Origin of the sequence: Magnetospirillum fulvum MGU-K5 (assembly GCF_000442515.1) — a bacterium.
In the GTDB taxonomy this organism is placed as follows: domain Bacteria; phylum Pseudomonadota; class Alphaproteobacteria; order Rhodospirillales; family Magnetospirillaceae; genus Phaeospirillum; species Phaeospirillum fulvum_B.
The window spans coordinates 17484-40101 of record NZ_AQPH01000029.1 but is presented as its reverse complement, the minus strand read 5'-3'; the positions used below and the strand labels follow the sequence as shown (position 1 = coordinate 40101).

The following is a 22618-nucleotide window of genomic DNA, read 5'->3' as shown; positions in this document are numbered from 1 at the left end:
TATATGACACCGGAATCGGCATTGAAGCCGACAAGCAAGACCGGGTCTTCGATGCATTCTTCCAGGTCGGCAATCCCGAGCGCGATCGCGCCAAGGGACTGGGCCTGGGGCTGGCGATCGTGGTGCGGCTGGCCCGGTTGCTGCGCCACCGGATCGGCCTGCAATCGATTCCGGGACGAGGATCGGTCTTCACGGTGTCGGTACCGATGATCGCCGCCCCAGCCGCGCCCCCTCTCCCACCGGGGCAAACTGTCGGGTGACGCGACAGGACACCTCGGAAATCAAATGCCAACGGGTACGTCGTGCCGGCGGCACCATGCCCTGAGCGGGGAGCCTTATGCGGATCCCTGGAGAGAGGATCGCGCGGGGGCGGCTTTCTTATCCCGGTTGTGGTCCAGCACACGACCGAGGCGGATTTCCAATCCGTACTTCGCCACGAGGTCCATCACCATGTCCGACAGCGCCCGGCGGTGCTCGTCGGTCCGTGCCGCCGCGTAGACCGCCTGGACCTCGGCAGGTTCATCGCGGACCAGGGGAGCGATGCGACGGACGATGTAGGGCGAGGTGTTGAGGTGCTCGACGAAAACCGAGCTTGTGCCGCTGTCGCGGATGCAGCGGAACAGGTCTTCCAGCAAATCGCCTCGATAGCGGTAATGGGGCAGAAGCGGGCCAACGAAGGCATAGGTGGGGATGCCCGCCTGATTCAGAGCCGCCAAGGTGCGCAGCCGGTCCGTGGCGAAGGGGGCATGACCCTCGAGGAAGCGGCCGACAGCATCATCGGTGGCGGTGACGGTAACTCCAACCTCCGTGCGCGGCAAGGCTGAGATCAGGTCCGTGTCGCGCAGGATCAGCGGGCTTTTGGTCAGCATCATGACCTGTCCGGGATAGGCTTCGGCGTGCAGGGCCTCGAGGATGCCGCGCGCCAGCCGGTATTTCTTTTCCACGCCCTGCCAGGCATCGGTAACCGAACTGAGCAGGATGGTGGACTCCCGCCGCGCAGGCGGCATCCGACGCAGTTCACGCTGGAACACCGCGACGGCGTTCACCTTGACGGAAAGGTACTCCCCCCACGCCTCGATGGGCTCGCCGACGAAGCGGCCCATGAACGAGGCGTAGCAATAGGCGCAGGCAAAACTGCACCCGGTATAGGGATTCACCACGTAATCGCTGGCAGGCAGCTTGCTGGCCACCAGCATGGATTTGCACTCGATCTCAGCGATCCGCACGCCTTCCCCCAATCGCACCCGCGATCAACGCCACCCAGAAGGACCCAACCGCGGGTCAGGTGGCGGTGCCCCAGTCCGTGAGCAGGACGCCGGACACCCTTTGTCTGCCGATAATAAGCCGCCATCCTGATGCAGGTCTAACCCCTTGCTTCCGCAGGGGCGCGCGCGGATCGGTTCCACTCCTTGCAGCTTAGTATCAGACCGGCGGCGACGGGGGGCGGGCGGTGCGGCGGTATTCGCCGGGATTGGCTCCGGTCCATTTCTTGAAAGCGCGGTGAAAGGCGCTGGTTTCGGCAAAGCCCAGCTCGGCGGCGATGTCCATCACGCTGAGCTTGGTGTCGGACAGCAAATTGATCGCCATGTCGCGGCGCAGTTGATCCTTGATTGCCTGATAGGACTTGCCCTCCGCCTCCAGCCGCCTCCGCAGGGTCGAGACCGACAGACGCTTGTCGATGGCGATCTCGTCAAAGCCCGGCCACTCGCCCGGCGGCAGGGTGCGCAGGCGGCGCTGGATCTGCATCGCCAGCGACGACCCGTCCTTGTACTGGATCAGCAGATTTTCGGGTGCGACGGCCAGGAACGCTTTCAGCGATTGCGCCGTTCGCACCACCGGCAGCGCCAGATAGCGGGGCTCGAAGGCGACCGTCGTCGCGGGCTGGTCAAACCGCAGATCGGCGCTGAACATCAACCGGTATTCCTCGGCCTGGGGCGGCTGGGGATAGCGGAACCCGGCCCATAGCAGCGGAATGCGCCGGTTGACCAGCCAGCAGGCCAGCCGGTGCACGAACATCAGCAGAGTCTCGTGGGCGAAGATTCGGGCGGGGGCGTCGGGTGCCCGCTCGACCAGGGTCAGCCGCGCCTGTCCGTCGAGATGTGACAAGGTGCCGCGCAGATCGTCGAGCCCCAGATCGAAAAAGCGCAAGGAGCGCGCCAGCGCCTTGTCCAGGGTGCGGCAGGCGATCACGCAATGGCACATCATCGCGAAGCTGCCGATCTTCACTCGCCTAGAATCCTGGCCGAAGAACTCGTCGTCGAGGATCTGGGCGATCAGGCGCAGCAACATGGTGTAGGTGTCGGACGACACCCGGGCATGGGGATGCGACAGCAGGGCGGGCGACAGGCCGACCTGTTCCAGCATTTCGTCGGCGTCAAAGCCATTACGGCGCACCCCGTCGAGAACGGCATCGACGAACGAGATCGAGATCGTGCCCTTTTCCATACCCCCCGGCCAAGTCCTGGCGTTGCAACCGTCGCAGACTATCCCAAGACGTAAAAACTGTCAGGAACTCTGAACTCTGGCGACATCGCCCCCACCGGTTGGCTTCGCTACGCTTCGCGCCCAACGTGCGATCGGAGGCAACACACGATGCGGATCAACGATTCAGTCTTTATCGTCACCGGGGGCGGATCGGGGCTGGGTGCCGCAGCGGCGCGGATGATCGCGGCGGGCGGCGGCCGCGTCGTGATCGCCGACATCAACGCCACCGCCGGAGCCGCGATCGCCGCCGACCTGGGAGACGTCGCCCGCTTCGTCGTCACCGACGTCGCCGACGAAGCCAGCGCGATCAAAGCGATCGAGACCGCCTATTCCCAGTTCGGTGGGCTGCACGGCCTCATCAACTGTGCCGGAATCTGTCCGGGGGAAAAGGTGGTCGGCCGCGACGGCCCCCATGTGCTCGAAACCTTCACCCGCGCCATCACGGTCAATCTGATCGGCACCTTCAACATGGTGCGGCTGGCCGCCGCCGCGATCAGCGCGGGCCAGCCCAACGACCAGGGCGAGCGCGGAATCATCATCAACACCGCCTCGATCGCCGCCTTCGACGGCCAGATCGGACAGGCCGCCTATGCCGCCTCGAAAGGCGGCGTGATCGGGATGACCCTGCCGATCGCCCGCGAACTGGCCCGCCACGGCATCCGGGTAATGACGATCGCGCCCGGCATCTTCGCCACCCCGATGGTCCAGGCGATGCCGCAGGAGGTGCAGGACTCACTGGCCCGGCTGGTCCCGTTCCCGGCCCGGCTGGGCGACCCGGCCGAGTTCGCCGACCTGTGCCGGGCGATCATCGGCAACGTGATGCTGAACGGCGAGGTGATCCGCCTCGACGGGGCGGTCCGCATGGCCGCGAAATAATCAAAACAATCAAAGAATCAAAAGAACAGCAGGGAGACCACAATCATGAGCAACGCCTCCGACCCCGTCGTCATCGTCAGCGCCGTCCGTACCCCCCAGGGCGGCTTTCAGGGCGATCTGCGCGATCTCGCCGCCCCGGCGCTGGGCACCGCCGCGATCGGTGCCGCCGTGTCGCGGGCGGGCCTGCGCCCCGACCAGATTGACGAGGTTATCATCGGCTGTGTCCTGCCCGCCGGTCAGGGCCAGGCCCCGGCCCGGCAGGCGGCGCTGGGGGCGGGTCTGCCGTTATCGGCGGGCTGCACCACCGTCAACAAGATGTGCGGATCGGGGATGAAGGCGGCGATGCTGGCCCACGACGCGATCCTGGCCGGAAGCGCCAAAGTGATGGTGGCGGGCGGCATGGAGAGCATGAGCAACGCGCCCTATCTGCTCGACCGCGCCCGGAGCGGCTATCGGATCGGCCATGGCAGGGTGCTCGACCACATGTTCCTCGACGGGCTGGAGGACGCCTACAACAAGGGCCGTCTGATGGGCACCTATGCCGAGGAGTGCGCCGAGGCCTATGGCTTTTCCCGCGAGGACCAGGACCGCTGGGCGGTCACCTCGCTGACCCGCGCCCGCGCCGCGATCGCCAGTGGCCGCTTCGCCGCCGAGATCGTTCCGGTCACGGTCAAGGCGGGCAAGACCGAACGGACAATCGATACCGACGAACAGCCGGGCAAGGCCAATCTGGACAAGATTCCGACGCTGAAACCGGCCTTCCGCGAGGGCGGCACCGTCACCCCGGCCAATTCCAGCTCGATCTCGGACGGGGCCGCCGCGCTGACTCTGATGCGTCGGTCCCAGGCCGAGGCGCTGGGGCTGCGTCCCTTGGCCGCGATTTGCGGCCATGCCACCCACGCCCAGCAGCCCAGCCTGTTCACCACCGCCCCGATCGGCGCGATCCGCACGCTGCTGAATCGGGTCGGCTGGAGCAAGGATCAGGTCGATCTGTTCGAGATTAACGAAGCCTTCGCGGTGGTGACGATGGCGGCGATCCGCGATCTGGGCCTGGCCGAAGACATCGTCAACATCCATGGCGGGGCCTGCGCGCTGGGCCACCCGATCGGCGCGTCGGGCGCCCGGATCATCGCGACCCTGCTGGCGGCATTGCAGAACAACGGTCTGAAGCGGGGGATCGCCGCGCTGTGCATCGGCGGCGGCGAAGCCACCGCGCTTGCGGTGGAGATGATCTGAGATGATCCCGACCGAGGAACAGAGTCTGATCCGCGACACCGCGCGCGCCTTCGCCCGTGAGTGTCTTGCCCCCCATGCCGAGGCGTGGGACCGCGAAGCCCGCTTCCCCCGCGAGGCCCTGGCAGAAATGGGCGAGCTTGGCTTTCTGGGGATGCTGCTGCCCGAGGAGGTTGGCGGCAGCGCCACCGGTCATGTCGCCTATGCAATGGCGCTGGAGGAAATCGCGGCCGGATGCGGCGCGCTGTCGACGGTGATGAGCGTCCATAATTCGGTCGCCTGCATGCCGCTCTACAAATTCGGCACCCCGGAGCAGAAGCGCGAATTCCTGCCCCGGATGGCCCGCGGCGAGTGGCTGGGGGCGTTCGCCCTGACCGAGCCGCAGGCAGGCTCGGACGCGGCGGCGCTGAAGGTGCGGGCGGTCCGCGACGGCGACCATTACGTACTGAACGGCACCAAGCAGTTCGTCACCTCGGGCCGCTCGGCCCAGGTGCTGATCGCCTTTGCCGTCACCGACCCCGCCGCCGGGAAAAAGGGCATTACCGCCTTCATCGTTCCCACCGACCGGCCGGGCTATAGCGTCGCCCGGATCGAGGACAAGATGGGCCAGCACGCCTCGGACACTTGTCAGGTGGTGTTCGAGGATCTGCGCCTGCCCGCCGCCCTGCGGTTGGGCGAAGAGGGCCAGGGCTACAAGATCGCCCTGTCGAACCTCGAAGGCGGCCGGATCGGCATCGCCGCCCAATGCGTCGGCATGGCCCAGGCGGCATTGGACGCGGCCCGGGCCTATGCCCGCGACCGCGTCACCTTCGGCCAGCCGCTGATCGAGCATCAGGCAATTGCCTTCCGGCTGGCCGACATGGCGACCAAAATCGCCGCCGCCCGGCTGATGGTGCTTCATGCCGCCGATCTGCGCGATCACGGCCAGCCCTGCCTGACCGAGGCGTCGATGGCCAAGCTGTTCGCCTCGGAAATGGCCGAGACCGTCGCTTCGTCGGCGATCCAGGTGCTGGGCGGCTATGGCTATCTCAAGGATTTCCCGGTCGAGCGGATCTATCGCGACGTCCGCGTCTGCCAGATCTACGAAGGTGCCAGCGAAATCCAGCGGATGCTGATCGCCCGCTCGCTTTAGGGCGCGGCGCGGCGCCCGCCCAAGATGGCAAAACCGCTCAACCATAATGGTTGGTTGCGACATCGCGCCCCAACCACTGAACCCGCTACGCTTCGCCCAACAAAGCAATAAGGGGGGAAGGCTCATGCCCGACGGAAACGAACATCAGGTCGGCGTCACGCCCGCCAACAAGATCCGCTTTGTCACCGCCACCAGCCTGTTCGACGGCCATGACGCCGCGATCAACATCATGCGGCGGCTGTTGCAGCAGAACGGGGTCGAGGTGGTTCATCTCGGCCACAACCGCTCGGTCGAAGATATCGTCACCGCCGCGATCCAAGAGGACGTCCAAGGCATCGCGATCAGCTCGTACCAGGGCGGCCACCTCGAATTCTTCAAATACATGGTCGACCTGCTGCGCCAGCGCGGCGCGGCTCACATCAAGGTGTTCGGCGGCGGCGGCGGCGTCATCGTCGCCCACGAAATCCGCGAGCTCGAAGCCTATGGGGTCGAGCGGATCTACTCCCCCGAGGACGGCCAACGGCTGGGGCTGGAGGGGATGATCGCCGACGTGGTGCGCCGCGCCGATTTCGATGTCGCCGCCACCCAACCCGCCAGCCTGGACGGGCTGGGCGACCCCGACCGCCGCACCCTGGCCCGGCTGATTTCGGGACTGGAGAACGGCCATGTCGGCCCCGAGCTGCGGGCGGCGATCGCCCAGGCGGCGCGGGCCCGGCCGGTTCCGGTTCTGGGCATCACCGGCACCGGTGGCGCGGGCAAATCCTCGCTGACCGACGAACTGATCCGCCGTTTCCGCATTGATTGCCCCGACTTCAAGATCGCGGTGATCGCGATCGACCCGTCGCGGCGGCGGACCGGGGGAGCGCTGCTGGGCGACCGCATCCGGATGAACGCAGTTAACGGCCCGGTCTACATGCGCTCGCTCGCCACCCGCTCGTCGGGCAGCGAGATTCCGCCCCATGCGCTGGCGATCGTCGATCTGTGCCGGGCCGCAGGCTTCGATCTGGTGATCGTCGAGACCCCCGGCATCGGTCAGGCGGATTCGGCCGTCGCCGGGCTGGGCGATCTGGCGCTTTATGTGATGACCCCGGAATTCGGCGCGGCCAGCCAGTTGGAAAAGATCGACATGCTGGATCACGCCGATCTGGTCGCGATCAACAAGTTCGACCGCAAGGGCGGCGAGGACGCGCTGCGCGACGTCCGCAAGCAGGTCCAGCGCAACCGCACCGCCTTTGCCGTCCCCGCCGAGGCGATGCCGGTCTATGGCACCGTCGCCTCGCGCTTCAACGACGACGGCGTCACCGCACTCTATCACGGGCTGCGCGACATGCTGGCGGAGCGGAGCTTCGCGCTGGCGCCAACCACCCTGCCCCGCCCGGACGGCCGCACATCGACCGCCGCCACCGCGATCGTGCCGCCCAGCCGGGTCCGCTATCTGGCCGAGATCGCCGCGACTTTGCGCGCCTATCACGCCGAGGCCGCGCGCCAAAGCGAGTTGGCCCGCGAACGCCAGCAGCTTGGCGCGACCAAGCGGATGCTGGAGGCCGAATGCGGCGCGTCCGTCGCCGAGATCGACGCCCTGATCGCCGGGCGCGAGGCGCAGCAGAGCCCCGCCGCCCGCGCCCTGCTGGAATGCTGGCCCCAGATGGTGGAGAGCTATGCTGGGGACGAACAGGTGGTGAGGGTGCGCGACCGCGAAATCCGCACCGCGCTGGTCGTCACCTCGCTATCGGGCAGCAAGATCCGCAAGGTGGCGCTGCCGCCCTATCAGGATCACGGCGAGCTGCTGCGCTGGCTGTTTCGCGAGAATCTGCCCGGCTTCTTCCCCTTCACCGCCGGGGTGTTCCCGTTCAAGCGCGAGAACGAGGACCCAACCCGGATGTTCGCGGGCGAAGGCGACGCCTTCCGCACCAATGCCCGCTTCAAGCTGTTGTCGAAGGACAGCCCGGCGACCCGGCTGTCGACCGCGTTCGATTCGGTAACGCTTTATGGCTGCGACCCCGACGAACGCCCCGACATCTATGGCAAGATCGGCAATTCCGGCGTCTCGATCGCGACGCTGGACGACATGAAGGTGCTGTATTCCGGCTTCGACCTCTGTGCGCCAGCCACCTCGGTGTCGATGACGATCAACGGCCCGGCCCCGGTGATCCTGGCCTTGTTCTTCAACACCGCGATCGACCAGCAGACCGAGCGGTTCGAAGCCGAGACCGGACGCCCGCCCCGCCCCGACGAAGAAGCCGAAATCCGCGCCCGGACCCTGCAAACCGTGCGCGGCACCGTCCAGGCCGACATCCTGAAGGAGGATCAGGGCCAGAACACCTGCATCTTCTCGACCGATTTCGCCTTAAAGCTGATGGGCGACATCCAGGAATATTTCGTCCGCAACAAGGTCCGCAATTTCTATTCGGTGTCGATTTCGGGCTATCACATCGCCGAAGCCGGGGCGAACCCGATCTCGCAACTGGCCTTTACGCTGGCCAACGGCTTCACCTATGTCGAGAGCTATCTGGCCCGTGGCATGGCAATCGACGATTTCGCCCCCAACCTGTCGTTCTTCTTCTCGAACGGGATGGACCCGGAATATTCGGTGATCGGCCGGGTGGCGCGGCGGATCTGGGCGGTGACGATGCGCGACCGCTACGGCGCCAACGAGCGGTCGCAGAAGCTGAAATACCACATCCAGACCTCGGGCCGCTCGCTGCACGCCCAAGAGGTCGATTTCAACGACATCCGCACCACCTTGCAGGCGCTGATCGCGATCTACGACAATTGCAACTCGCTTCACACCAACGCCCATGACGAGGCTTACACCACGCCGACGCCGGAATCCGTCCGCCGCGCGATGGCGATCCAGTTGATCATCAACCGCGAATGGGGGGTCGCCAACAACGAGAACCCCAACCAGGGCTCGTTCTTCCTCGAACAGCTGACCGATCTGGTCGAAGAGGCGGTTCTGCTCGAATTCGACCGGATCGCCGAACGCGGCGGCGTGCTGGGGGCGATGGAAACCGGCTATCAGCGCGGTCGTATCCAGGACGAATCGCTTTATTACGAGCACAAAAAGCACGACGGCAGCTTCCCCATCGTCGGGGTCAACACCTTCCTCAACCCCAATCCCGACGACGAGCGGGAGATCGTGCTGCAACGGTCGAGCGACGAGGAAAAGCAAAGCCAACTGACCCGCCTGCGCGACTTCCACCGCCGCCACGCCGACACCGCCCCGCTCTGGCTGGCGCGGCTGCAACAGGCGGCGATCCAGAACGAAAACGTCTTCGCCGTCCTGGTCGATGCCGTCCGCCACTGCTCGCTGGGTCAGATCACCGGCGCGCTGTACGACGTCGGCGGCCAGTACCGGCGGAATATGTAGCAAGAGGGCGCAAAGCCCCACCCGACACCGAGCAATCAGAGGGAGATTCCATGTCCAAAGACCTGAACGAGTTCCTGAAGGCGCGTGACTTTCTCGTCGCCAATCGCAGCGATTACGATACTGCCTATCGCGACTTCAAATGGCCGGTTCTGACCGAGTTCAATTGGGCGCTCGATTATTTCGACGATATGGCCAAGGACAACCACGCCACCGCGCTGTGGCTGCTCGATGACGAGGGCGAGACCCGGATTTCCTTCGCCGAAATGTCGGAACGTTCGAACCGCGTCGCCAATTTCCTGCGCGCTCAGGGCGTCGGACGCGGCGAGGCGGTGCTGCTGATGCTTAACAATGTCGCGCCGCTGTGGGAAACGATGCTGGCCTGCATGAAGCTGGGCGCGGTGATCATCCCCGCCACCACCTTGCTGGTCGCCGACGATTTGAAGGACCGGTTCGAGCGCGGCGGCGTCCGTCACGTCGTCGTCGGTGCGGCCGACACCGCGAAGTTCGCGCATCTGGGTGCCGACTTCACCCGGATCGTCGTCGGCGAGGATTGCGACGGCTGGGTCAATTACCGCGATTCGGCCCTGGCCAGCGCCAGCTTTGTCGCCGACGCCCCTACCCGGGTCACCGACACCCTGCTGCTGTACTTCACCTCGGGTACGACGGCCAAGCCGAAGCTGGTGACCCATTCCTATCAGTCCTATCCGGTCGGCCATCTCTCGACGATGTACTGGATCGGGCTGCGTCCGGGCGACATCCACCTCAATATCAGCTCAGCCGGGTGGGCCAAGCATGCCTGGTCCAACGTGTTTGCGCCGTGGAACGCCGGGGCGACGGTGTTCGTCTATACCTATGGCCGCTTCAGCGCCAAAAACATGCTCGACGCGATCAGCCGCTGTGGCGTCACCTCGATGTGCGCACCGCCGACGGTGTGGCGGATGCTGATCCAAGAAGACCTAGCCGCCTATCCGGTCAAGCTGCGCGAACTGGTCGGCGCGGGCGAGCCGCTTAATCCCGAGGTGATCGAGCGGGTCAAGAAGGCGTGGAACATCACCATCCGCGACGGTTATGGCCAAACCGAGACCACCTGCCAGATCGGCAATCCGCCGGGACAAAAGGTCAAGGAAGGATCGATGGGCCGCCCGCTGCCGGGCTATCGCGTTGCCCTGCTCGACCACGACGACAATCCGGCCCGCGAAGGCGAAATCTCGCTGGCGCTCGATCCGCGTCCGCTCGGGCTGATGCTGGGCTACAAGAACGATCCGGAAAAAACCGCCAGCCTGATGCGGGCCGGTCATTACCATTGCGGCGACGTCGCCAGCATCGATGACGACGGCTACATCACCTATGTCGGCCGCACCGACGACGTGTTCAAGGCATCGGACTACCGGATCAGCCCGTTCGAGCTGGAAAGCGCCCTGATCGAGCACGAGGCGGTGGCCGAGGCCGCCGTCGTCCCCAGCCCCGATCCGCTTCGCCTCGCCGTGCCCAAGGCGTTCATCGTCCTGCGCGCCGGATACCAGCCCAGCCGCGAACTGGTCCTGTCGATCTTCAAGCACATCGCCAGCTCGCTAGCCCCCTACAAGCGGATTCGCCGCATCGAGATTTCCGATCTGCCCAAAACGATCTCGGGCAAGATCCGCCGCGTCGAACTGAAGCGGATCGAGGAACAGCGCCGTCTTCAGGGCATCCGGGTCGAAGGTGAGTATTTCGAGGAGGATTTCACCGACGCGATGGTCTGATACCAAGCTGCAATAAGTGGAACCGATCCGCGCGAGCCCCTCATTCTCCGGCCTGAGCTACTCCCCGTTGGTTGGACAGAAATCGGGGACGTTTAAGCTACTCGCCGGGACTGCTGATCGGTTTGGTTGATACTGTTCCAGCCGACCATGGCGGGCGTTTGTCCGCCATGGTCGGCGTGAGGTCGTTGATGGTTGTAGACGATGATCCAGCGTCCGATCCCCGTCCTTGCCTGCGATCCTGTTTCCCAGGCATAGAGGTAGGTAGACGCACTCGTATTTCAGGGATCGCCACAGCCGCTTGATAACGATGGTATCGATGCAGCGGCACGCGGTGCGTCAACTCACGGAGCGGGGATACCCCGTCCGCGAGGTTTCGGCCTTACTCGACCGTGACACTTTTGGCCAGATTGCGCGGCTGATCGACGTCGGTGCCCTTGGCGATGGCGACGTGATAGGCCAGCAACTGCACCGGGATCGCATAGAGCAGCGGCGCGACGAAAGACGGAACGGCGGGCAATTCGATCGTCGCGGCGACCTTGGCCGACAAACGGGCGATCCCGGCCGGGTCGGACAGGAAGATCACCCGACCGCCGCGCGCCACCACTTCCTGCACGTTCGAGGCAGTCTTGTCGTACAGATCGTCGGACGGACAGATCACGATCACCGGTACCGAATCGTCGATCAAGGCGATCGGGCCGTGCTTCAACTCGCCCGCCGCATAGCCTTCGGCGTGGATGTAGCTGACTTCTTTCAGCTTCAACGCGCCTTCCAGCGCGATCGGATAGCCGGTGCCGCGACCGAGATACAGCACGTCACGGGCTTCGGCGACGGAGGGAGCGATGGCGCGGATCGCGCTATCGTCACGCAGCACATCGGCGACATGGGCGGGCACTTCGGCCAGGGCGCGGCAGATATCGGCCTCGGCGGCGCGGTCCAGCGCCCCCTTGGACCGGCCCAACGCCACCGCCAGACAGGCCAGTACCGTCAATTGGGTGGAGAACGCCTTGGTCGATGCGACACCGATCTCCGGTCCGGCCAGAGTCTCCAGCACACCGTCGGCCTCGCGGGCGATGGTGCTTTCCGGGACATTGACCAGGGCCAGACAATGCTGGCCGTTGGCGCGGCAATGGCGCAACGCCGCCAGGGTATCGGCGGTTTCACCCGATTGCGAAATGAAGATCGCCAGGCCACCTTGTTCCAGCGGCGGCGAGCGATAGCGGAATTCCGAGGCGATATCGACCTCGACCGGAACCCGGGCCAATTGTTCGATCCAGTACTTGGCGACCATCGCGGCGTAATACGAGGTACCGCAGGCGATGATCCGTACCCGCGCGATCCCGGCCAGATCGAACGGCAGATGCGGCAAGGTGATCGTCCGTTCCGCCGGGTTCAGCATCGTCTTCAAGGTGCCGCCGATCACTTCCGGCTGCTCGAAGATTTCCTTCAGCATGAAGTGGCGGTGCTGCCCCTTGCCGATCAAGGCCCCGGACAGATTGGTCTGACGCACCTCGCGTTCGACGGCACGGCCGTCGCGATCACACACCGCAACGCTGGTCGCGGTAATCACGGCGCGGTCACCATCGTCGAGATAGCTGATCCGCCGGGTCAAGGGGGCCAACGCCAGCGCGTCCGAGCCCAGATACATCTCGCCCTCGCCATAGCCGATCGCCAGAGGCGATCCCTGGCGGGCGGCGATCATCATCTCGGGACGACCGGCAAAGATGATGCCCAGCGCAAAGGCACCCTGAAGCCGGGCCAAAGCACGGTCGGTCGCCTCGACCGGATCGAACCCCTGAGCCAGCAGATGATCGATCAACTGCGCCACCGCCTCGGTATCGGTGTCGCTTTCGAAAACCTGCCCGGCGGCGGTCAGTTCGGACTTTAGTTCCTGGAAATTCTCGATGATGCCGTTATGCACCACCGCGACGCGGGACGTCGCATGAGGATGGGCGTTGCGCTCGGTCGGAACGCCGTGGGTGGCCCAGCGGGTATGACCGATCCCGGTACTGCCGCCCAAGGGCTGGGTCTTCAGCAGAGTTTCGAGATTGACCAGCTTGCCCTCGGCGCGGCGGCGGTCGATCCGCCCGTCAACCAGGGTGGCGATCCCGGCAGAATCGTAGCCGCGATATTCCAGCCGCCGAAGTCCTTCGACCAGCAAGGGCGCGGCATCCTGCCGACCGACGATTCCGACGATTCCGCACATGGACGATTACCCCTTCTTAGCGCGCTGCTGATCCCGGAAATTATCGGCCCAGCCGGGAATGTCGGCCTGTACCCCGCGTGCGACCGCCAGCGCGCCCGGAGCAACCTCGCGGGTCACGACCGAACCTGCCCCGACAATCGCACCGTCACCGATCTTGACCGGCGCCACCAAGGCGCTGTTCGACCCGATGAAGGCGCCTGCCCCGATATCGGTGAAGGATTTTGAGAAGCCGTCGTAATTGCAGGTGATCGTCCCCGCCCCGACATTGGCCCCCGCGCCCACACGGGCATCGCCGATATAGGTCAGGTGATTGACCTTGGCCCCGGTCTCGACCGTTGCCGCCTTGATCTCGACGAAATTGCCGATATGAGCCGAGGCTCCGATCTTGGCACCGGGCCGCAACCGGGCATACGGGCCCAGCGTCGCACCATCGGCGATGGAGCAGCCCTCGAAGTGACAGAAACCACGAATTTCGACCCGGTTGCCGATCGTGACGCCGGGGCCGAACACCACATGCGGCCAGATCACGACATCCTGGCCAATCTTGGTGTCCCAACTGAACCACACCGAGGCCGGATCGATCAGGGTCGCGCCGCCTTCCATCGCCGCATCGCGCAACTTGGCCTGGATCACCGCTTCGGCAATCGCCTGCTCGCCCCGCGAATTGACACCAAGCAGTTCGATCTGCTCGCCCTCGACAAAGCTGCAACAGCAGCCGTCGGCCCGGGCCAGCGCCACCGCGTCGGTCAGGTAATATTCGCCCTTGCTGTTGGTGGTGGGGTCGATCCGGTCGATCAGACTCCACATCCGCCGCCCGTCCAGAGCCATCACCCCGGAATTGCACAGCGGATTCTCACGCTGCTCGCGGGTGGCGTCGCGATATTCGACGATCGCCTTCAGCCCTTCGGCTCCGACCACCAGCCGCCCGTATTCGCTGGCTTTGTCGGGTTTAAAGCCGAGCACCACCACCGCCGGATCGCGCGGCCCGCGCCGTTCCGCCAGCAGCCGCTGAAGCGTCTCGGCGGTGATCAGCGGGGTATCGCCGTAAAGAACGATCACGTCGCCGTCGAAATCGCCCAACGCGGCGCGAGCCTGGGCGACGGCATGGCCGGTGCCGAGGCGCTGGGTCTGGACCACGGTAGGAACCGGGGCGACCGCGGCGCCGACCGAATCCATATCGGGTCCGACAACAACGACAACGCGGTCAGGGGACAGAGAATGCACCGTGTCCATCAGATGGCGGATCATCGGCCGACCGGCCAGAGGATGCATCACTTTGGGCAAAGTGGATTTCATACGGGTGCCCATGCCAGCGGCAAGGACGATGACGGCAAGCGCGCGGGAAGCCATAATAGCGGCGTGAACCCAATCTGTTGCGGCAGTCGCGGCAACGTGCCACAACGGTCCCTCCCGGCCAAGTCAATCTTTGTTACGGAAGGTTTCGATGTCGCTTCTCATCTCGCCGCCTCGAGCCGTCCTGTTCGATCTCGACGGCACCTTGATCGATTCGCTGCCCGATCTGGTGGCGGCGGTAAACCGGATGCTGGCCGCGTGGAACCGCGCCCCGCTCTCCCCCGACGCGGTCAAGGCGCTGGTCGGCGGTGGTGCCGCGATCCTGGTTGAACAGGCGTTTTTGACCACCGGAGGCCCCGTGGCGCTGCCGGTAGAGGAATTGCTGCGCCGCTTCCTGGCCGATTACGAGCCGCGTTCGGCCGAATTGACCCGTCCCTGGCCCGCAGTGATCGAGACCCTGACCCTGTTGAAAGAGGCCGGTCTGGCGCTCGCCGTCTGCACCAACAAGCCCAGCGGCGCGACCCGGGTGGTGCTGGCCAAGCTGGGGCTGGCCGATTTCTTCGACGTCGTCGTCGGTGCCGACGAAACCCCCGCGCTGAAGCCCGACCCGATCCATATCCAGGTGATCCTCGACCGCCTGGGCGTTTCCGCCGATCAGGCGGCGATGGTGGGCGATTCCTATAATGACATCGCCGCGGCGCGGGCGGCGGGCGTGCCCACCGTTGCGGTCTCGTTCGGCTATGCCCATGGCCCGGTCGCCGAGTTGGGGGCGGACTGGATCATCGACGATTACCGCGACCTGCCGTCCGTTCTGGGGCTCGCCCCATCGCCGCCGGAACTGGCCGACCTGAAACCGGCGTTCGTCCGGGAAATGGCGGCGGACCGCGCCGTGCTGCGCCAATTGCTCGCCGGACCCGACCGGAATGCCCTCAACGAACACGTCCATGGCATGCGGGGCAAATGCGCGATGTTCGGCGAGCCTATCCTGGCCGATCTGCTCGACCGGCTCGAACAGGGCGCGCCGGAAGAGCTGGATCATCTCGCCCAGCCGGTTTTCACCCGTCTCGGGTGGCTGGCACCCGAAGCGCCATAGCGCTACAATAGAGTTCGTCGAAACTTTTTTCTCCTTACCCCTTACCGGTCGAATGGGGGAACGTTGGGAACCGTTGGCGACGCCAAGTTGGTTCCCAACGCGCTGCATCCTCTATTATACTCCAAAAGGATAAGTCTTACCGGAAGGGGAGAAACCATTGAGTCAACGGAACGCACCCGAAACCTTTGACATTCTCCTGGTCGAAGACAACCCTGGCGATGCACGTCTGGCTCAGGAGGCTCTGAAGGAAGGGCGAATGACCAGCCGCCTGAAGGTGGTGGTCGATGGCGTCGAAGCGATGGCTTATCTACGGCGCGAAGGCATTTACGCCGATTCCCCACGGCCCGATCTGGTCCTGCTCGACCTCAACCTGCCCCGCAAGGATGGGCGGCAGGTTCTGGCCGAGATGAAGGAAGACCCCGAACTCCGCCGCATTCCGGTGGTGGTTCTGACCACCTCGCAGGCCGGCCAGGACATCCTGCGCAGTTACGATCTGCACGCCAATTGCTACATCACCAAGCCGGTTGACCTCGATCGCTTCATCGCCGTGGTACGCTCGATCGAGGAATATTGGTGTTCGGTGGTGACGCTGCCTCCCCGCTGACCGGCCGCGCCGCCATGGCCCCGCCCGCTCTCCTTCCGGTTCTGTCGGTCCTGGTCATCGAGGACAATCCCGGAGATGCGCGCCTGGTAAAGGCGTATCTGGAGGAGGATCGGGCGCGGCCTTTTACCGTCACCTGCGTCAGTTTCCTGTCCGAAGCCCTTGATTACCTGAAATCGCACCCGGTCGATGTGGTGCTGCTCGACCTGTCCCTGCCGGATTCGTTCGGGCTGGACGGGCTGACCCAATTGCGGCTGGCGGCGCCTCTGTTGCCGGTGGTGGTGCTGACCGGGACCGTCGACGAAGGGCTGGCGCTGGAGGCGCTGCGCCAGGGAGCCCAGGATTATCTGGTCAAAGGCCAGGGCGAAGGCGAACTGGTCCGTCGGGCGATCCGCTATGCCATCGGCCGCTCGCGCGCTGATGCCGCCCTGCGCGAGAGCGAGGCGCGCTTCCGCGCTTTGTTCGAGAATGCCGGGGCCGGAGTGATCCTGACCGATGCCGAGGGGCACTACCTGCACAGCAACCCCGCATTCTGCGCGATGGTCGGCTATAGCGAAGCCGAACTGCATCTGATGACCTTCCGCGACATCTCTCACCCCGATGACCGCGACGCCGTCAGCGATCTGTACCGTCAGGTGATCGGCGGCGAGATCGACAGTTGCGACATCACCAAACGCTACCTGAACCGCGATGGAACGGTGCGCTGGGGGCGTCTGACCGTCACCCCGATCCGCGATGGCGAAGCTGGCCATCTCCACCGCGCCGTCGCCGTGGTCGAGGACGTAACCGCGACCAAGCGGCTGGAAGATCACATGCGCCTTGCCGCGACGGTGTTCGAAAATACCGGCGAAGGCCTGTTCGTCACCGACGACCGGCGGCGGATCATCCACGTCAACCCCGCTTTTACCGTACTGACCGGCTATACCCCCGAGGACGTGCTGGGCAAGACACCGCGCATCCTCGCCTCGGGGCGTCATTCCCCCGAATTCTATGACCGGATGAACGAGAGTCTGGCCAACACCGGGCGCTGGCAAGGCGAGATGTGGAACCGGCGCAAGACCGGCGAAATGTTCGCCGAGTGGCTGAACATAGCCGAAGTCCGCGACGAGCGCGACCAATTGACCCATTACGTCGCGGTGTTCTCTGACATCACCTCACGCAAGGAAGACGAGGAGCGCCTCAGCTATCAGGCCAACCACGACCCGCTGACCCGGCTGCCCAACCGCACCTTGTTCCTGGAACGGCTGTCGCGGGCGCTGACCCGTGCCCATCGCAACCACTCGATCGTGACCTTGCTGTTCATCGACCTCGACCATTTCAAACAGGTCAACGACACGCTGGGTCATCTGGCCGGGGATTGCCTGTTGCAGCACGTGGCCGACCGCCTGTCCTCCTGCGTGCGTCAGGGCGACACCATCGCCCGGCTGGCCGGGGACGAATTCACCGTAATCCTTGAAGACATCACCGAGGCCCGTGACAGCGCCGTCGTCGCCCAGAAAATCCTGTCGCTGATGGCCGAGCCGTTCGACCTCCAGGGGCACGAGGCGCGGATCAGCGCCTCGATCGGCGTCGCCCTGTACCCCACCGACGCCGAAGACACCCAGACCCTGATCAAACTGGCCGACGCCGCGATGTATCAGGCGAAAAATCAGGGCCGCAACGCCTGCCGCTTCCATTCCGAATCCGTCTACGCCCAGGCGTTCGAGCGGCTGGGGCTGGAAAACGCGCTGCGCCTCGCCGTCGAACGCAACCAGTTCGAGGTTTATTACCAGCCGGTTTTCGCCGCTGATACCGGCCAGATCGCGGCGGTCGAGGCTTTGTTGCGCTGGCATCACCCCGAAATCGGCATGATGCTCCCGGATCATTTCCTGCCCCTGGCCGAGGAAACCGGGCTGATCCTGCCGATTGGCCGTCTGGCGCTCGACTCGGTCTGCCGTCAGGCCCGATCGTGGCTGGATCAGGGGATCGCGCCGCCGCGAGTCTGCCTGAATCTGTCGCCGCACCAATTCCACTCCGCCGATCTGATCGCCGATATCCAGGAGGCCCTGGACCGATATGCCCTGCCCGCGTCTATCCTGGAACTCGATCTGCCCGAAAGCTGCCTGACCGAAAGGGAGCCGGATACCGACGCCCAGTTCGCCAGCCTGAAGGCGCTGGGGGTCGGTATCGCGATCGACGATTTCGGTTCGGGCCATTCGTCGTTCAGCCTGTTGCGTCAGGTGCGGACCGATACCCTGAAAATCAGCCAGGATCTTGTCCGCGACCCCGCCGGGAGTTCGGGCAATGCCGAAGTGATCCAAGCCATTGTCGCGGTGGCCCATGGCCTGCACATCCTGGTGGTCGCGCCGGGAATCGAGACCGAGGCGCAACTGGCGACGATGACCGGCTATGAGTGCGACATGCTCCAGGGCTTCCTGTTCTCTCCCCCCCTGCCGGCGGCGGAAATCACCACCTATTTACGGCTCGGACGCCTTCCCCCAACCCTGGCGAAGCGAAAGTGATCGCCTAGCCCCGATTTAGCCGTTGCATCCCCCCAAAGAATTGGGTAGAAGGTCGGCCTCCGCACCGGAGCGGCTGGGGCAGCCCCCCAGACAGTCACCGGAGCGGCCCGCAGGAAATGGTTTTTAAGGGCGCGTAGCTCAGCGGGAGAGCATTCGCTTCACACGCGAAGGGTCACAGGTTCAATCCCTGTCGCGCCCACCATTCCTCCCCTTCCGATCCGGAAGGACCGCATTCTCCGATCCGGTTAAGCGATTTACGCCGTCCCCCTTCGCGGCGGCAAATCGTGTATAAGCGATGGCAGGTTCCCCCCTGCCTCGGACATCCCCCCATGATTATCCGCGAACGCCCCGCCGCGTGGCGCCTGTTCTTCGCCGTGCGCGGCTCGATTCTTCACCGCATCAAATGGGAAGTAACCACGACGGTCTGCATCGCGATCGGCGTCACGATCCTGCATGGTCGGGTGTTCGACACCAAAATCACCCTCACGCCCATTCCGTTCAGCCTGATCGGTCTGGCCCTGGCGATCTTCCTGGGCTTTCGCAACAGCTCGACCTATGACCGCTGGTGGGAGGGGCGCAAGCAATGGGGCGATCTGGTGATCCACGCCCGCTCGCTGGCCCGGCTGTGCCAAAACCACATCGCCCCCAGAGACGGTGATGATCTGGTCGGGGTTCAGGTGCGGCGGATCATCGCCTTTACCCATTCCCTCCGCCACGCTTTGCGCGGCAGCGAGGACAAGGACAGCGCCGCCTTCCTGCCCGTATCCGAGCGGGCGGCCCTGCTGGGCTCGGTCAATCCGCCCAACCGCATCCTGGCCGCCTTCAGCGACGATCTGGCCAAAGCCGCTGCGGCGGGACGAGTCACCCCGATGATGGCCGCCGTGATCGAAGAGAATGTCACCGCCCTGGCCGGGGTCCAGGCGGGGTGCGAACGGATCAGCGGCACCCCGCTTCCGTTCTCCTACACCCTGCTGCTGCATCGGACGGCACATATGTACTGTCTGATGCTGCCGTTTGGTCTGGTCGATACGATCGGCTTTGCCACCCCGGTGGTGGTGGGGCTGATCTCCTATACCTTCTTTGGCCTGGATACGATCGCCGACGAAATCGAAGACCCGTTCGGGATGCTGCCCAACAACCTGCCGCTTGATGCACTCTCGCGGCGGATCGAAATCGACCTGCGCGACGCGCTGGGCGAAACCGACCTGCCCGAGATGCTCCAGCCGGTCGAATCCTGCCTGATGTAGGGGGGGAGCTTACAGCCGCTCCATCCCCAGCCCGGCGGGATCGATTCCCGGATGACGCCCGGTGATCAGATCGGCCAGCAGGCGACCCGAACCGCAGGCCATCGTCCAGCCCAGCGTGCCATGGCCGGTGTTCAGCCACAGGTTGCGGAACGGGGTCGCTCCAAGCAGCGGGACACCGTCGGGCGTGGTCGGGCGCAACCCGGTCCACGGCTCGGCGCGGCTGTAATCGCCACCATCGGGGAACATCTCCTGCGCCTTCGTCTTGATCGATTCCAGCCGCGACGGCGTCAGGGTCAGGTCGAAGCCGGTCATCTCGGCGGTTCCGGCGATGCGCAGCCGGTCACCCAGCCGGGAATAGACGATCTTGTGCTCGTCATCGGTGATCGAAACGACGGGAGCACCGAGATGATGATCGACCGGAACGGTGAGCGAATAGCCCTTGGCCGGAATGATCGGCAGACGCAGCCCGAGCGGGCGGACCAAAGCCGGGCTGACGCAGCCGGTCGCCAGAACATAGGCATCGGCACGCACCGTTCCGCTATCGGTGACGATCCCGTCGATGCGGTTGCCGTCGCGCACCAATCCCTGCACCGCGACATTCCAGCGGAATCGCGCCCCACGCGCCGCCGCCAGATCGGCCAGGGCCTGAGTGAAAAGATGAGCATCGCCGCTTTCGTCGCCGGGAGTGTAGATGCCACCAGCCAGTTCAGGAGCAACGTTGGCCAGAGCCGGTTCGACCGCGACGCATTCGGCGGGAGTCTTCATCAGACGTTCCAGCCCGTGATCAAGCATCATCCCGGCGGTGGCGCAGGCATGGGCGAATTCGTCGGCATCGCGATAGATATGGAGAATACCGGCGGTTCTCTGGTCATAGGCGAGTCCGGTTTGCTGACGGAGATCGCGCAGGCATTGGCGCGAGAACATGGCCAGACGAAGGGCGCGCTCGGTATTGAGCTTGGCCCGACCGGGCGTGCAATTGGCGAGGAACCGAAGCCCCCAGGCCCATAATTCAGGGTCCCAACGCTGCCAGCGCATCAACAGCGGCGCATCCTCGCGCCCCAGCCACCGCAATATTTTGGGTAAAACCGTCGGACTGGCCCAAGGATCAGTATGGCAGGGAGAAATCTGGCCGCCATTGGCAAAGCTGGTTTCCATCCCGGCGGCCTCTCGCCGTTCCAGGATCTCGACCTCGTGCCCTTCTTCCGTCAGATACCAGGCGGTGGTGGTCCCGACCACGCCAGCTCCGATGACGATGATCTTCACCAGCAATCCTCCATCACGAAAACAAGTCTCTGATACAGCATGTAGTTCAGCGGCCCGCCCTTGGCAAATGCAGCATGGCCGAGATAGGCTCGCTGCATGGCTCAGGAATTGCTCACCGTTGCGGAAATGTCGCGTGCCGACGCCCTTGCCATCGCCCACGGCATCCCGGGCGAGCGGCTGATGGAAGCCGCCGGATGGGCGGTGGCGCGCCAAGCCGTCCACCGTCTGCCCCGCGGTCGGATCGCCATTCTGTGCGGCCCCGGCAACAATGGCGGTGATGGGTTCGTGGCCGCCCGCCTGCTCGCCCGCCGAGGATGGGCGGTGCGGGTGGCGCTGCTGGGCGATCCGGCCGCGCTGAAAGGCGATGCCGCCCGGATGGCGGCACGCTGGACCGGCCCGGTCGAAGCACTCTCGCCCGGCTCTCTCGACGGATGCGCGGGTGTGATCGACGCTCTGTTCGGAGCTGGATTGTCCCGCCCGCTCGACGGCATCGCCCGCGCCGTGATCGAAGAGATCATCCGCCGCAATCTGCCGACGATCGCGGTCGATGTGCCCTCGGGCATCGATGGCGACAGCGGCGAGATTCGCGGCGTGGCGGCGGACTGTGTTGCCACAATCACCTTCTTTCGCAAGAAGCCGGGCCATTGCCTGCTGCCCGGCCGTCTCAAATGCGGCGAGATCGTCCTGGCCGATATCGGGATTCCCGACGCGGTTCTGGCCGACATCGCCCCCCTCACCGCCGAAGCCGTCGCCCATCCGCCCCCCACCCCCAAGATCGACGGCCATAAATACCGGCGCGGCCATGTCCTGGTCGTCGCCGGAAGCACGATGACCGGCGCGGCCCGTCTGGCGGCGTTGGCGGCACGGCGGATCGGGGCCGGACTGGCGACGATTGCCGCCCCCGCCGAAACCCTGGCTTCGTTGCGGGCCGCCGAGCCGGGCACCCTGATCGCCGCGCTGGAACCGTTCGACGCCCTGCTGGCCGATCCCCGCCGCAATGCGCTGGTGATCGGCCCCGGCGCCGGACGCGGCGCGGCGACGGCAGAGCGGACTCTGGCGATTCTCGCCACCGGACGACCGGCGGTGCTCGACGCCGATGCCCTGACCAGCTTTGCCGACGCGCCCGACCGTTTGTTCAGGGCGCTGTCGCCCTTGGCGGTGCTGACCCCCCATGACGGCGAATACCAGTCTCTGTTCGGCCATACCGAGGGGAGCCGGTTGGCCCGCGCCCGCCACGCGGCGGCCCAATCGGGCGCGGTGGTGCTGGTGAAAGGCCCCGATACGGCGATCGCCCATCCCGACGGACGGGCCAAAATCGTTACCGACGCACCCCCCGACCTTGCCACCGCCGGTTCAGGCGACGTTCTGGCCGGGATCATCGGCGGGTTACTGGCGCAGGGATTACCTCCGTTTGAAGCTGCCGCGACCGGTGCTGCACTGCACGGTCGGGCCGGTCGACTGGCCGGACGGGGGATGATTGCGGAAGATATGATGGAATCGTTACGAATACCCTCATTTTTCGCCTGATACGCTCCGTTCCTCCGCGTATAGTGCCCGCCGTTGTGTGACATCAGGTTGAG

General features: G+C 65.1%; 16 protein-coding genes, 1 tRNA gene and 1 pseudogene. 12 read left to right on the top strand and 6 right to left on the bottom strand.

All coding sequences use genetic code 11. The annotated features are described in order from the left end of the window. Positions 1-260, top strand: a 260-nt coding sequence (locus K678_RS09090) for an ATP-binding protein (protein WP_021132165.1), incomplete at its 5' end; no start/stop codon positions are given. A gap of 75 nt (positions 261-335) precedes the next feature. On the opposite strand, the gene K678_RS09085 is transcribed toward K678_RS09090, so the two are convergent. Both K678_RS09085 and K678_RS09080 read right to left on the bottom strand, forming a co-directional pair. Then, positions 336-1226: an SPL family radical SAM protein gene (locus tag K678_RS09085; RefSeq protein WP_021132164.1), complete on the bottom strand. Its 891-nt coding sequence runs from the start codon at positions 1224-1226 to the stop codon at positions 336-338. 196 nt (positions 1227-1422) lie between these two features. Continuing rightward, positions 1423-2445 (bottom strand): AraC family transcriptional regulator, encoded by a 1023-nt coding sequence (locus K678_RS09080; protein WP_021132163.1) that lies wholly within the window; start codon positions 2443-2445, stop codon positions 1423-1425. A gap of 147 nt (positions 2446-2592) precedes the next feature. Here K678_RS09080 and K678_RS09075 point away from each other — a divergent pair, with 147 nt between their 5' ends. The 5 genes from K678_RS09075 (at position 2593) to K678_RS09055 (ending at position 10837) form a co-directional block, all read left to right on the top strand. Then, the gene (locus K678_RS09075; protein WP_021132162.1) at positions 2593-3360 is read left to right on the top strand and encodes an SDR family NAD(P)-dependent oxidoreductase; all 768 of its coding nucleotides are present in this window, start codon (positions 2593-2595) and stop codon (positions 3358-3360) included. A 45-nt stretch (positions 3361-3405) separates the two neighbouring features. Continuing rightward, positions 3406-4596 (top strand): acetyl-CoA C-acyltransferase, encoded by a 1191-nt coding sequence (locus K678_RS09070; RefSeq protein WP_021132161.1) that lies wholly within the window; start codon positions 3406-3408, stop codon positions 4594-4596. A gap of 1 nt (position 4597) precedes the next feature. Further along, positions 4598-5725: an acyl-CoA dehydrogenase family protein gene (locus tag K678_RS09065; RefSeq protein ID WP_021132160.1), complete on the top strand. Its 1128-nt coding sequence runs from the start codon at positions 4598-4600 to the stop codon at positions 5723-5725. A gap of 124 nt (positions 5726-5849) precedes the next feature. Then, on the top strand, positions 5850-9095 hold the full coding sequence (gene icmF / locus K678_RS09060; protein ID WP_021132159.1) for a fused isobutyryl-CoA mutase/GTPase IcmF: 3246 nt from the start codon (positions 5850-5852) through the stop codon (positions 9093-9095). Between the two features lie 50 nt (positions 9096-9145). After that, positions 9146-10837 (top strand): AMP-binding protein, encoded by a 1692-nt coding sequence (locus K678_RS09055; protein ID WP_021132158.1) that lies wholly within the window; start codon positions 9146-9148, stop codon positions 10835-10837. Between the two features lie 92 nt (positions 10838-10929). Here the strand turns inward: K678_RS09055 and K678_RS18190 are convergent. The 3 genes and pseudogenes from K678_RS18190 to glmU form a co-directional block, all read right to left on the bottom strand. Further along, a pseudogene (locus K678_RS18190) lies at positions 10930-11161 on the bottom strand (integrase core domain-containing protein); the annotation flags it as partial. 55 nt (positions 11162-11216) lie between these two features. Next, entirely contained in the window at positions 11217-13040 is a 1824-nt protein-coding gene (gene glmS, locus K678_RS09050; RefSeq protein ID WP_021132157.1) for a glutamine--fructose-6-phosphate transaminase (isomerizing), read from the bottom strand. 6 nt (positions 13041-13046) lie between these two features. Further along, positions 13047-14390: a bifunctional UDP-N-acetylglucosamine diphosphorylase/glucosamine-1-phosphate N-acetyltransferase GlmU gene (glmU, locus tag K678_RS09045; protein WP_021132156.1), complete on the bottom strand. Its 1344-nt coding sequence runs from the start codon at positions 14388-14390 to the stop codon at positions 13047-13049. Positions 14391-14484: 94 nt separating this feature from the next. Here glmU and gph point away from each other — a divergent pair, with 94 nt between their 5' ends. The 5 genes from gph (at position 14485) to K678_RS09020 (ending at position 19775) form a co-directional block, all read left to right on the top strand. Continuing rightward, complete coding sequence (gph, locus tag K678_RS09040) at positions 14485-15426, top strand: phosphoglycolate phosphatase (protein ID WP_021132155.1); 942 nt, start codon at positions 14485-14487, stop codon at positions 15424-15426. Positions 15427-15583: 157 nt separating this feature from the next. Continuing rightward, positions 15584-16030 carry a response regulator gene (locus K678_RS09035; protein WP_021132154.1) on the top strand — a complete coding sequence of 149 codons (447 nt, stop codon included), beginning with the start codon at positions 15584-15586 and terminating at the stop codon, positions 16028-16030. Next, a complete protein-coding gene (locus tag K678_RS09030; protein ID WP_021132153.1) occupies positions 16000-18528 on the top strand; it encodes an EAL domain-containing protein in 2529 nt (842 codons plus the stop codon). Before K678_RS09035 ends, K678_RS09030 begins: the two co-directional genes overlap by 31 nt. A gap of 127 nt (positions 18529-18655) precedes the next feature. Beyond that, positions 18656-18730: transfer RNA gene (locus K678_RS09025), tRNA-Val, on the top strand. A 127-nt stretch (positions 18731-18857) separates the two neighbouring features. Beyond that, entirely contained in the window at positions 18858-19775 is a 918-nt protein-coding gene (locus K678_RS09020; protein ID WP_021132152.1) for a bestrophin family protein, read from the top strand. 9 nt (positions 19776-19784) lie between these two features. Here the strand turns inward: K678_RS09020 and K678_RS09015 are convergent, their stop codons facing one another. Beyond that, positions 19785-21038: a D-amino acid dehydrogenase gene (locus K678_RS09015; protein ID WP_021132151.1), complete on the bottom strand. Its 1254-nt coding sequence runs from the start codon at positions 21036-21038 to the stop codon at positions 19785-19787. A 96-nt stretch (positions 21039-21134) separates the two neighbouring features. Between K678_RS09015 and K678_RS09010 the strand changes: the two genes are divergently transcribed. After that, positions 21135-22565, top strand: a complete 1431-nt coding sequence (locus K678_RS09010; RefSeq protein WP_021132150.1) for a bifunctional ADP-dependent NAD(P)H-hydrate dehydratase/NAD(P)H-hydrate epimerase — start codon at positions 21135-21137, stop codon at positions 22563-22565. Positions 22566-22618 lie beyond the last annotated feature (53 nt).

Bases quoted from the DNA above. Each gene is read 5' to 3' on its own strand.
- K678_RS09070 (WP_021132161.1), top strand. From the start codon at position 3,406: ATGAGCAACGCCTCCGACCCCGTCGTCATCGTCAGCGCCGTCCGTACC.
- icmF (WP_021132159.1), top strand. From the start codon at position 5,850: ATGCCCGACGGAAACGAACATCAGGTCGGCGTCACGCCCGCCAACAAG.
- K678_RS09065 (WP_021132160.1), top strand. From the start codon at position 4,598: ATGATCCCGACCGAGGAACAGAGTCTGATCCGCGACACCGCGCGCGCC.
- K678_RS09020 (WP_021132152.1), top strand. From the start codon at position 18,858: ATGATTATCCGCGAACGCCCCGCCGCGTGGCGCCTGTTCTTCGCCGTG.
- K678_RS09010 (WP_021132150.1), top strand. From the start codon at position 21,135: ATGGCTCAGGAATTGCTCACCGTTGCGGAAATGTCGCGTGCCGACGCC.
- K678_RS09075 (WP_021132162.1), top strand. From the start codon at position 2,593: ATGCGGATCAACGATTCAGTCTTTATCGTCACCGGGGGCGGATCGGGG.
- gph (WP_021132155.1), top strand. From the start codon at position 14,485: ATGTCGCTTCTCATCTCGCCGCCTCGAGCCGTCCTGTTCGATCTCGAC.
- K678_RS09080 (WP_021132163.1), bottom strand. From the start codon at position 2,445: ATGGAAAAGGGCACGATCTCGATCTCGTTCGTCGATGCCGTTCTCGAC.
- glmS (WP_021132157.1), bottom strand. From the start codon at position 13,040: ATGTGCGGAATCGTCGGAATCGTCGGTCGGCAGGATGCCGCGCCCTTG.
- glmU (WP_021132156.1), bottom strand. From the start codon at position 14,390: ATGGCTTCCCGCGCGCTTGCCGTCATCGTCCTTGCCGCTGGCATGGGC.
- K678_RS09055 (WP_021132158.1), top strand. From the start codon at position 9,146: ATGTCCAAAGACCTGAACGAGTTCCTGAAGGCGCGTGACTTTCTCGTC.